Annotated in this window: 10 protein-coding genes; all 10 read right to left on the bottom strand. The window is 34.5% G+C overall.

From position 1 onward, the window contains the following. Position 1: 1 nt before the first annotated feature. Entirely contained in the window at positions 2-1,903 is a 1,902-nt protein-coding gene (acs, locus tag A6M55_RS06905; protein WP_015030622.1) for an acetate--CoA ligase, read from the bottom strand. Between the two features lie 58 nt (positions 1,904-1,961). Further along, positions 1,962-3,008, bottom strand: a complete 1,047-nt coding sequence (locus tag A6M55_RS06900) for an acyltransferase (RefSeq protein WP_064197011.1) — start codon at positions 3,006-3,008, stop codon at positions 1,962-1,964. Between the two features lie 35 nt (positions 3,009-3,043). Further along, positions 3,044-4,972 carry a propionyl-CoA synthetase gene (locus A6M55_RS06895; protein WP_409012483.1) on the bottom strand — a complete coding sequence of 643 codons (1,929 nt, stop codon included), beginning with the start codon at positions 4,970-4,972 and terminating at the stop codon, positions 3,044-3,046. A 45-nt stretch (positions 4,973-5,017) separates the two neighbouring features. Then, a complete protein-coding gene (locus tag A6M55_RS06890) occupies positions 5,018-5,407 on the bottom strand; it encodes a PleD family two-component system response regulator (protein ID WP_015030619.1) in 390 nt (129 codons plus the stop codon). 53 nt (positions 5,408-5,460) lie between these two features. Beyond that, positions 5,461-8,154: a sensor histidine kinase gene (locus A6M55_RS06885; protein WP_064197007.1), complete on the bottom strand. Its 2,694-nt coding sequence runs from the start codon at positions 8,152-8,154 to the stop codon at positions 5,461-5,463. Next, the gene (locus tag A6M55_RS06880; RefSeq protein ID WP_015030617.1) at positions 8,147-8,353 is read right to left on the bottom strand and encodes a hypothetical protein; all 207 of its coding nucleotides are present in this window, start codon (positions 8,351-8,353) and stop codon (positions 8,147-8,149) included. Before A6M55_RS06880 ends, A6M55_RS06885 begins: the two co-directional genes overlap by 8 nt. 181 nt (positions 8,354-8,534) lie before the next feature. Next, positions 8,535-8,756, bottom strand: a complete 222-nt coding sequence (locus A6M55_RS06875; RefSeq protein WP_064197005.1) for a DUF6814 family protein — start codon at positions 8,754-8,756, stop codon at positions 8,535-8,537. A 33-nt stretch (positions 8,757-8,789) separates the two neighbouring features. Then, a complete protein-coding gene (locus A6M55_RS06870) occupies positions 8,790-10,376 on the bottom strand; it encodes an MFS transporter (protein WP_064197004.1) in 1,587 nt (528 codons plus the stop codon). A 46-nt stretch (positions 10,377-10,422) separates the two neighbouring features. Further along, the gene (locus tag A6M55_RS06865) at positions 10,423-11,811 is read right to left on the bottom strand and encodes a hypothetical protein (RefSeq protein WP_064197037.1); all 1,389 of its coding nucleotides are present in this window, start codon (positions 11,809-11,811) and stop codon (positions 10,423-10,425) included. Positions 11,812-12,155: 344 nt separating this feature from the next. Then, on the bottom strand, positions 12,156-12,575 hold the full coding sequence (locus A6M55_RS06860) for a helix-turn-helix domain-containing protein (protein ID WP_015030613.1): 420 nt from the start codon (positions 12,573-12,575) through the stop codon (positions 12,156-12,158). Positions 12,576-12,591: the final 16 nt, after the last annotated feature.

Here is a 12,591-nt window from a genome sequence, read left to right as displayed (position 1 = left end):
ACTACTTCAATGCAGCAGCTCCATTCTTAATTTCATCAACGATGTTGGGGTCGAGAAGTGTGGTAGTATCACCTAAATTAGATACATCGCCTTCTGCAATTTTACGAAGAATTCTACGCATAATTTTACCCGAACGAGTTTTTGGCAAACCACTTACAAATTGAATTTTATCTGGTTTTGCGATTGGCCCAATAACACGTGAAACAGTGGCTAAAATATCACGACGAGTAAGGTCTTCATCATGAATCATGCTTTCACAGATTACATAAGCATAAATTCCTTGACCCTTAATATCATGAGGATACCCAACAATGGCACTTTCAACAACTCCAGTGTGCATGTTGATAGCATTTTCAACTTCTGCCGTACCAATTCGGTGTCCAGATACATTTAACACATCATCTACACGACCAGTAATTCTATAAAAACCATTGGCATCACGCATCGCTCCATCACCGGTGAAGTATAAATTTGGGTATGCCGAGAAGTAATTCGTTCTACAACGTTCATGGTCGCCCCAAGTTGTACGTAAAATAGAAGGCCACGGGAATTTAATACAAAGGTTTCCACTTACATCACCACCTTCAATTTCATTTCCATGCTCATCAACCAACATCATTTGAATACCCGGTAGTGGCAATGACGCCCAAGCTGGTTTGAGCGGTGTAATGCCAGCCAATGCTGAAATCATGATTCCACCAGTTTCGGTCTGCCACCAAGTATCAACTACTGGACATTTATCTTTTCCAATATTTTTTGAATACCATTGCCAAGCTTCTTCATTAATTGGTTCACCAACTGAACCCAAAACTTTCAAAGAACTCAAATCTTTTCCTTCTACGTATTCTAAGCCAAAGCCCATTAATGAACGAATCGCTGTTGGTGCTGTGTAAAGAATATTTACGCTGTGTTTCTCAACAATATCCCAAAAACGTCCTGCATCAGGATACGTAGGAATACCTTCAAACAAAAGTGTTATTGCACCATTTGCTAATGGTCCATAAACAATGTATGAATGTCCGGTAATCCAACCAATATCAGCAGTACAGAAATGAATTTGCCCAGGTTTATACTGAAATACATTCAAGAAAGTATAAGCTGAATAAACCATGTATCCGCCACAAGTTTGAACAACTCCTTTTGGTTTTCCAGTTGAACCTGAAGTATAAAGAATAAATAGCGGGTCTTCTGAATCCATTTCTTCTGCTGGGCAATCACTTGTTACGTGTTTTTCTTCCTCTTCCCACCATACATCACGGCCTTTAATCATACTCACAGGCGTTCGTGTACGCGTTGTCACAATTACTTTCTTAACTGAAGGACATCCAATCAAAGCATCATCCACGGTATCTTTCATTGGAATTGATTTGTTACCACGTACGGCACCATCAGTCGTAACTACTGCCACACATTGAGAGTCATTGATACGGTCAGCAATTGAAGATGCAGAGAAACCACCAAAAACAACCGAGTGAATTGCTCCAATACGAGCACAAGCCAAAACTGCAATAGCTAATTCAGGAATCATTGGCATATAAATACACACTCTATCTCCTTTCTTTACGCCATTTCGTTTTAAGACATTTGAGAAACGACAAACACGTTCAAATAATTGACGGTAGGTAAGGATTACCGCTTCTTCATTTGGGTCGTTTGGTTCCCAAATAATTGCTGGTTGGTTAGGCTTATCCTTTACGTGTCTATCAAGGCAATTTTCAGTAATATTGAGCTTTCCACCTACAAACCATTCAACTTTTGGCTCAGTAAAATTCCAATTCAATACTTTTTTCCATGGTTTTCTCCATTCAAAGTTATTGGCAGCAATCTCCGCCCAAAAACCCTCTGGGTCTTCAACTGAGTGCTTGTATTGGATTTCGTAATCATTAAAATCAGAAATTCTCATTTGGTAAGGTATTTATTGAATAAATTGACTAAAATATACTAATTTGTTTAAAAATCTGTTAACCCGTTATCCAACTTGTTTTTGGTATTTTACTAATAATCAGCATTGCAAAATAACATACCAAAGCTGTAAGAATAAATTGGGTTGAAATGCCTATTATCGGATGAATCCATTTAAAATTAATGTGCCATTGTCTTGAAATAGTCTTCATCGGAATTAGGTGCATCAAATACATGCCATAACTAAATTTATCTATTTGCGTAGTTAGATTGGGTAGGAATTCAAGATTAAATAAATTCTTAAAAGCCAAAAACGCTGTAACAGACATCATAATTACACTCGGACTTAGATAATCAAAAAGGTTGGCTTCATAGATACTTCTGTTGCTTATCGTTGAAAAATAAATGCCAACAAAAGTTATTATCCAACTAATTACAAAAATACCTAAAGCCAAATATCCAATTTTGGGGATTGCATTAGAAAATTGTATATTCCCAAGAAAATAACCTAAAACAAAATAGCCTATGTATCCTGAAAAATATCTTATTTCGAAATTAATTTTAATTCCCAAAAATCGATTAAAATACGGATAAACAGTACAAGAAATTACCCATAAAATCAGGAAGTATTTTATTTCTTGCGAACTTGCTTGTGTAATCCATTTACTCAAAATTGGCAGGAATAAATAGATTCCTAAAAGCATATAAACAAACCATAAATGCCCTGAGCCCCCTGCACCTCCAAACATAATTTTTCGAAGAATATCAATTATTTCAAGCTTCGTTTTTTCGGCAGGAATAACTCCAAAATAACTACCCCAAAGCATATAAATGAGCGTCCATACTAGAAATGGAATAAATATTCTTGAAAACCTTTTTGAAAGGAAATCAATTAAATTTTTGTATTTACCTAAGAGTAAATACCCTGAAAGCATCACAAAAATAGGTACGGCAAATCGCCCAAAAGCATTAGCAGCATTGCAAATCCACCACCATGAATCTGGAATTTTACCCATCAAATAAATCCCACCTGCGGCACAGTGGAGCATAATGACAGTGAGAGTTGCGAAAACTCTAAGGTTAGAAATCCAGATAACTTTGGGCATTTATTTATATATTTTTTAGAAAAGAAACCGTTTTTTTATTGAAAAACTCCAATTTTTCTATTTCTCATACACAATTCAATTTCACTAAGAATACTTACATCATCAATCGTTGACGGTATTGTAAATTGCTCACCATCAATAAGTTGACGAATAGTTTTACGTAAAATCTTACCCGAACGAGTTTTAGGCAAACGTTTTACAAGGATTGCATTTCGGAAGAATGCCACTGCACCAATTTGGTCTCGTATCAATTTTATTAATTGCTCTTCAAGAACTTCTTCTGAAATCTCAATCCCATCCTTCAAAACTACTAAACCTAATGGTCGCTGTCCACGTAGCTCATCTGCAATTCCTACTACTGCACATTCCGCAACTGCTTTATGAGACCCTACAATTTCTTCCATTTCGCCCGTTGAAAGTCGATGCCCTGCCACATTTATCACATCATCAACACGGCCCATGATAAATACATAGCCTTCTTCGTCGATGTATCCACCATCGCCTGTTAAATAATAACCCTCAAATTTATTGAGATATGAACTACGGAATCTGTCGTCATCATTCCATAGTGTAGGTAAGCAGCTAGGTGGAAGTGGCAGCTTGATACAGACATAGCCTTCTTCATTTGGACCTAATTTCTGACCATTTTCTCCTAAAATTTGTACATCAAAACCACAAACTGGTTTTGTAGCCGAACCAGCTTTTACAGGAAACTGCTCTACTCCCATCATATTGGCAACAATTCCCCAACCACTTTCGGTTTGCCACCAGTGGTCGATTATTGGCACTTGTGCAATTTGTTGAAGCCATTCTAAAGTTGGTGGGTCGCATCGTTCGCCAGCAACAAAGATAGTCTTTAAGGATGATGTATCGTATTTTTCTTTCAACTTCGCTTCAGAATCCTCTTTTTTAATCGCTCTAAATGCGGTAGGTGCGGTAAAGAAAACTTTTACTTTGTGTTCATCAATGACACGCCAAAAAGTACCAGCATCTGGTGTTTTTATTGGTTTTCCTTCAAAAAAAACTGTGGTACAACCATAAATTAAAGGTGCATAAACAATGTATGAATGTCCTACAACCCAACCCACATCTGAAGCTGCCCAAAAAACATCTTTTGGATTCAAATCATAGATATATTTCATTGAGAAGTTCATTGCAACGGCATGCCCTCCGTTATCTCTAACAATACCTTTAGGCTTTCCTGTTGTTCCTGATGTATAAAGTACATAAAGTGGGTCAGTAGCATCAACAGGAACACAATCAGCCGGTTTTGACTGAGCAACCATTGTAGCAAAATCTATATCTCTTTCTCCTACTAAGTTGGCATGGCACATGGGTCTTTGCAGAACCAAACAATTTTTCGGCTTAAACTCAGCTAAGTGAATTGCTTCATCAAGTAAGGGTTTATAAGGGATAATTTTATCAAACTCAATTCCACAAGAAGCAGAAATAATTACATTGGGCTTGGCATCATCAATTCTGATTGCTAATTCGTGCGGTGCAAAACCACCAAATACTACTGAGTGAACAGCACCTAATCGAGCACAAGCCAACATTGAGAAGGCAGCTTCGGGTACCATAGGCATATAAATTACCACAGTATCTCCTTTTTCTATACCTAAATCTCTCAGTGCTCCAGCAATTTTCGAAACCTCTTCTTTAATTTCGTTATAAGTATATTTTATAATAGAATTAGTTGCTGCAGAATCATATATCAATGCAGTTTGATTTCCTCTTCCTTGCTCAATATGATAGTCAACTGCTAAATAACAGGTATTTAACTCACCTCCCGCAAACCAACGATAAAAGCCATTCTTATCTGTTGATAATATTTGAGTTGGCTTTTTAAACCATGCAATTTTATCAGATTGTTCGGCCCAAAAAGCTTCAGGATTCTCGATGCTTTTTTGGTAAAATGAGTCATAATTCATTACTTTATTATAGTTTTGTTGTACAATGTTAATTTAAGAATAATAGAATATCACAGATGGATAATTTCTATTACAGCACTACGCCACCACTCCCGCTGCCATCATATTAATTTTCTTAACTAAATCTCTCGTGGAAAAAGGCTTGGGAATATATAAATCAGCACCAATGCTATATCCTTTCTCAATATCAGCTTCTTTACTTTTCGCACTCAAAAAAACCACCTTTGTATCGGAGGTATCTTTATTGCTTTTGATAAATTTACACACTTCATACCCATCGACTTTTGGCATCATAATATCGAGTAAAACGATTCTTGGTTTTTCACGATTAATAATATCAAAGGCCTCTTCTCCATCTCTGGCAATAAAAACAATGAATCCTTCCTTTTTCATTAAGAATTCTAATGAAAGCAAGATATTTGGTTCATCATCAACGATAAGTACTTTTATATTTTTTTGGATATTCATGGTCGTATCTTGTTATATAGGGTTCTATGTTTATACTTAGATTATACTAAATTTTAATTTATTGGAATTGAAAATGAAAACTTTGTGCCCTTACCTACTTCGCTTTCTACCCAAATTTTACCATTATGGAGTTCAATAATTCGTTTAGAAATGGCAAGTCCTAAACCGCTACCTTTAGGCTTTTTTATTGTCTGGTCATGTGCCTGATAAAATTTATCAAATATTAATTCTTGATATTCTTTAGCTATTCCAGCTCCATCGTCAATCACATTAAAAAGCAAATTATTCTCTTCATTGTATGCAGTAATTGTAATTAAGCCTTTATTAGCTTCTGTGAATTTTACAGCATTAGAGAGTAAATTCAGTATAACTTGCATCAATCGGTCTCTATCTCCTATAAGTTTGGGCAAATTTTTATCAATAACAGTCTTTATTTTTACCCCTTTTTCCTTGGCTAATTGTTCAATTGAGTCTAATGAATCATTGATGATTTCTTGAAAATTAATTGACTCCTGAACTATTCTGACCTTGCCTGATTCAAATTTTTCTAAATCTAAAACTTGGTTTATCAACCTACTTAATCTATCAGATTCTTTTATTATCGTATTTAAAAAATGCTGTCTCTCTTCATGTTCAATATCTTCATTATCATACAAGATTTCCGATAAAGCTTTAATTGAAGTTAATGGTGTTCGAATCTCATGCGTTACAGTTGCCAAGAAATCATCTTTTAGCTTGTCAGTAAGTTTCAACTGCTCATTTGCTGATTGAAGTTGCTCGGTAAGTAACTTTAGTTCATTCGATTTTTGTTTTAATTCTTTATTTACCGCCATCAACTCTTGTGATTTTTTTAAAATCTCAACAACTTCATTTAAAGATATTTCTTCTTCTTTGGCCACTGAAGAAACCATCATTCTTGCAGAAGCAGTACCAACAATTCCTGATAATAATTTTTCGGCATAATTTACAAACCTAGCATCTGCATAGCGTGTATCAAGATTTATATTATTTCGTGTAGCAAATACTCTTATAATTCTTTCAGTTCGACCCGCTCCCAAAAAGCTTTCCAATAAAGTCTTTATGTCTGAAACTAAAGCCTTTCCTTTCCAAATAACCGAATTTTCAATTCCTTTAGAATACTGAAAAACATCTACAAACAATACTGCCTGATTATGCTCAATAGATGTCTGCTTTGTAAAAAGAGAGCCAAAAACATAAAGAATTGAATTGATAAATAGTGTCCAAAAAGTCGCATGTGCGATATTATCCATTCCCACCATTCCAAAAAGTTCAAAAGGTTTTAAAAGACTAATCCCAAAAAGGCCCTCTGTCATAATTTGTTCAGAAATAACCCCCGAACTCACAAATGATGGAATAATAAGCGTGAAAAACCATACCACTGTTCCGCCCACCAAACCTGCCATCGCTCCCTTTTGTGTACCTCGCTTCCAAAAAATTCCGCCCAAAACTGAAGGAGCAAATTGAGCAACCACCACAAAGGCGGTCATTCCTATTGAAACAAGAGAATATTTCTCAGTGATGAATTTATAATAGAAATAACCAAGAGAAATGATGAGAGCAATAGCCAAACGCCTAATATATTGAATAAACCTACTAGGATTTTTATTTATAAACTCTTTAAAAGCTGAAACCCCTAAAAATGTTGGCATCAATAAATTATTACTTACCATGACACTTATCGCAATCGTCTCGACTATTATCATTCCAGTTGCCGCCGAAAATCCACCTATATACGTAAGAATTGCCAATAATTCACTTGAAAAATTCAATGGTATTGATAAAACAAACATATCAGAATTAGCCTTTTCACCAAAAATAATTCCGCCAGCTAAAGTGATAGGTAGCACAAAAATGTTTATCAAAAGCATATATAATGGAAAAAGCCACATTGCTCTGCTTATATATTTTTCATCTACATTTTCAACCACTGCTACCTGAAATTGTCGTGGTAAAAAGATGAAGGCCATTGTTGCTAAAAATGTGTGCCAAAACCACATCGATAGCCCAGTATTTTTTTCAATTATTAAATTATTTTGGGCTGATGGCAAGTTTTTAGCTTTCAAAAAAATATCATCAAAACCATCAAACAACCAATAGGTTACATAAATACCAATTGATAAAAAAGCTATCAGTTTAATAATCGACTCTACTGCAATAGCAGTAACCATCCCTTCATGCTTTTCAGTTGCTTCTACATTACGTGTACCAAACAAAATAGTAAATAGTATTAAAAGTATTACTATGTAAAAAGTATGGTCGGCCCAAAAATTATTATTCACAACATTTTTAGTAAGAATACCGAAGCTATTCGAGATGGCTTTAAGTTGTAAAGCTATATATGGAATACCTGATAATAAGCAAATTACGGTCACCAGCACTCCCAAAGAACGATTTTTGCCATAACGTGATGAAATAAAATCAGCAATACTTGTCAAACGTTGGTTTTTACAAATTCGGATAATTTTTCTTAGTATCGGAAATGCTAAAAACATAACAATCGTGGGTCCAATATAAACCGTTAGAAAATCTAAACCATCAGTTGAAGCCCTTCCTACACTACCATAAAAAGTCCAAGCGGTGCAATAAACTGCCAATGAAAGTGCATAAATGTTAGGATTACTAACAATACTTTTATCGTTCTTAGATTTTTGCTCTGCTCGATAAGCTACCAGAAACAAAAAAGCTAAATAATAAATTGATATGAGACCTAAAATATAGCTATTCATGTTCTGATGTATCTTCAATATTTTTTGATTCAGCTATCCATGCAATTACAATAATTGCAAAAGCCCAAATTGAAAACACATATACATAAACTAATGGAATTCCAAATACAAAAAGCGGTTTATTAAGCAATGATATTATTGGAATGTTTAATAGAAAAACTAACAGAATAGTAATTGCTATGGCTTTTTGTTGCTTCATTTAGGGTGTTCAATTTGTTGCACTAAACTACTACTACTATGGTACTATTCAAAGATTAATTTAGCTATTTTTGCAAAATTAATATAGTTAACTTTGACTAAAAATAAGAATGTATGCCACTGGGTATTATCCTCAACTGGCATACATTGCTCAATTAAACCCTAAGCCTTACTTATTATGATTAATCTTTGCTATCAAACTCACCTTGAAGTGAATATATACCAAAAGTACCGAGTGCCCCTGCAATCATCGGGCATAAAATAACTGTATAAATTATGGCTGGAATAATATTCTCGCCACCTTTATTCCAGAGTGCAATTGCTTGATTAACGATTAAATAATAGACAGCGAATGCTCCAATTAAAATCCAAACAATGCCTAAAAGTCTTTTTATTGTATTCATTTTTTTTAATTTTTTAAAATGCTTTATCAAAAATTAGTCATTTACTTTATTATCCTTACCATCAAGATATATTGCCCCTATTACAAAACAAATACCTGCAATAATAATTGGATACCAAAGACCTTCTAAATAAGGTTGTTCAACGATTTTTGGTAATCCAGCTTCAACAGCATCTGTATTTAATTTAGTAGCATTTGATACTAAAAACGTTGCAATCGCTGGTAATAGTCCACCAAAAATACCATTACCAATGTGGTAAGGCAAAGACATTGAAGTATAACGAATTTTAGTAGGGAACATCTCAACTAAGAATGCTGCAACTGGGCCATAAACCATTGTAACAAACAACATCTGCACGAATATCAACCAAATGAGTGTCCACTTATCGGTATCATTAATAGTTACTGTTTTCTTGATTTCAACAATCGGTTTTCCATCTTTTTCATTTATTTCAACTACCCCATTTTTCAAAGTTTTGGTTTTTACTTCTTTGTAGGTTGTACCATCGGTAAAGGCTTTAGTTACCGTATAAACTGAATCAACTCCACCATTTTTATTCTTTTTATTTTCTTTTAATTCAGCAATTGAAGTGGTTTTTTCAAGAATTTCTGTTTTCTTCTTAATATCGACAGTATCGTACATTTTTGAGTAAATTGAACGGTACGATAAGATGGCAACCAACATACCCGCTAACATAATCCACTTACGACCAATTCGGTCAGATAACCAACCAAAAACTACAAAGAAAGGTGTTCCTAAACAAAGCCCCCAAATCATGATACTATCTACTTGTTCTTTTGGCACATTCATAATTTTTTCTACAAATGACATTGCGTAAAACTGACCAGTGTACCAAACAACACCTTGTCCCATTGTAACACCTAGAAGTGCCAACAAAACAAACTTAAAATTTAATTTTTTACCAAACGATTCTTTCAATGGATTAGTTGAAGTTTTACCTTCTGCTTTAGCCTTTGAGAAAAGCGGTGACTCATGCATATTTCTACGAATAATATAAGAAACTCCCACCATTACGATTGAGAATAAGAAAGGAATTCTCCAACCAAACTCTTCAAAAGATTCTTTACTCATTGAAATCTTTGTAATAGCAATAACTATTAACGATACTATTAAACCAGCCGTTGCCGTAATTTGAATCCACGAAGTCATGTAACCCCTTTCATTGGTTGGTGAGTGTTCAGCCACATAAGTAGCGGCACCGCCATATTCACCTCCAAGAGCAAGACCTTGTAATAAACGAAGTAACAAAACTAACAAGGGAGCCGCAACGCCTATGGTCTCATAGGAAGGAATACAACCGATAATAAAAGTTGCACTACCCATTAATAAGAGTGTAACCATGAATGTATATTTTCTACCAATAAGGTCGCCTAAACGGCCAAAAAATAAGGCTCCAAATGGACGTACTACAAAACCAGCGGCAAAAGTTGCTAGTGTAGAAAGGAAAGATAAAGTTTCACTTCCCGGTCCTGCAGGAAAGAACTTGGTTGAAATAATTGTAGCCAAACTTCCAAAAATGTAGAAGTCATACCACTCAATCATCGTACCTACTGATGATGCTCCAATGATAGAAAACATCGAGCTTTTTTTGTCAGACATAGTGTTAATAAATTAAGAGTTTAAGTAATATTATTAGAGTTGATTATTATAAATAGATTTGCAATTGTGCAATAAATTCTCCTAGATGTTTTTGCTTATTTGTAGCAGTTTCAACTTCAGGACGCAACGAGTATTGCGTAGTAATTTTAGCATGATGCCCATCAATAAGCCAGTTTACTCCTAAATCAAAGTTAGAAACTGGCACTGGTAATGCTTTAAAGTTTTTGTTTGTGTAAGCAACAAATGGCTGAACTCTCATCTTTGGCTTTTCAGTAACTTTAGGCATTAACAAGCCAACTTGCGTGTAAAAAATACTCCCTGTGCCAATCATGGGTTGGGCATTTCCTGCACCAGCCATAACTTTATCCTTTCCAGAGTACTCAGCATTAACCACACCTTCGTTCATGATACCAATATTTCGTATGTAGTTAGGACCGAAATTATAATTGAAATATCCAGCATAAGCAGTTACAGCAGCATTTTTAGCTTTATCACCAAAAGGCATATCCAAGAATGAGTCAATTGAGAATAATCTAACATCATGGCTTTGTAATGCTCCATTAACTGAAGATTTTGTACCTTTTGGTTGCATGTAAAAACCTGCCCCAATATTAAATACTCGCTTTGTTCCCAAATATGAACCAACTTTGAATGGTAACAAATTTGCTTCAGTATCAAGAAACTGATATTCTACATAAGCTGTTTTTGCCCAACTACTTTTGCCATTGTTATCAACCGCCACTGCTTTAGAAGACTCTGTGACATTTGCTGGGGCTAAACTTGTATTAAAAGGCTTATTTAAACCAAATCGATACTCAAGCTTATTAAGCTTTCCTTTTGCAAAAAATCCATATTGACGAGCAAATTGGTCGGCATTGTCAATTGTTGCCCATGAAAAAATTGGAGAGTCAACTGTTAAAAAATTAAGAGTAGAAGCCATAGTCATTCGAGATAAGCCCATAAAGTAGTGCAAACCAGCTCCTACGCTTAAACTAGAGTTTTTATTTTCTTTGGTTGGCATAATCACATGGTATTCATTCCAAAAATCATGGAAAAATATCTGTGGTTTTTTACCATTTCCATATCCACCTGTTCCTGAAGAACCAGAACCTCCTCCGTTAATAAAGGTTTGATTATTGATTCCGAAATGTGCCAATATCATGTAACGCTTACTAATTTGTGTGTAGGCCAACATACGTAAACGGCGGCCTGAAATATCATAGTTATTTTTTGCTGCCTCGCCACCAATGGTAGTTCCCGGATTTAGTTGTGTTGCTCTAAACCAAGTTTGATTCCAAGTAATAAATCTAATTGACTTAGTTCCTTCTTGATTTACATTTAGTTTAATACCACTTCCGTAGTCGGATGAACCCTGTGCTTGAGTCATTCCGTAACCAAACAGCAATAACGATAAAGTGAATACAAATTTTTTCATAGGTCTTTTATTATGGTTTTGTTGTACGTCCATTTGAACGACACAAAACTTTCAATAAAAGCCTTAATGGGCAAATCTTTGATATAGCTTTGCTAATAATAGATAGAATTTATTGCACTTTAAATTTTCTCGTTGATTAAAATAAAAAATCAATACAAGCAAATATTTCCAAATTTTATTTCAAAAATACAACAATATTCAAAACAATATAAAACTAATAGAAAACAATACAGTAGGTAAACGAAATAATATTTTAAATACCAAATGAGTAGATTTTAGCAATAAAATATTGTACTATTTTAATAATTTCGAGAAATTTTAACCTATATTTATCAAATACGGAATCATTTTTTAAATCTTTCCCATTTAATGAGCATAAACTTATCTCCTAACTCTGTTACTACCATTCCTGCTCCTTTGAGATTTTCTCTACTCGCAAAAAACTCGGCTAATTCTTTATGATTCATCACTTTATATGTTGGATGATAAAGCGTCTGTTTGGGAATCTTGACTTGGTATTTTTTTACCCAATTCATTACAGAAACGTGACTAACACCTAATAATCGTTCAATTTCACGATAACTTACCCCTTCAATGTAAAGCTGCAAAGCCTTAATCACATAATAGCTTTCGATACTTTTACCCATTTTTTCTACTGTAAAATTGTATCCACAATCTTTACATTTAAAACGCTGTCTTTCTTTAATGATACCATTTCGTGAGATATTATTTGAATCACATTGGGGGCAGTTTGGGAGGTTCATATTTATCTATATATTT

The organism is Emticicia sp. MM, from assembly GCF_001649495.1.
The sequence above is the reverse complement of the archived record's forward strand: the minus strand, read 5'-3'. Positions and strand labels throughout refer to the sequence as shown.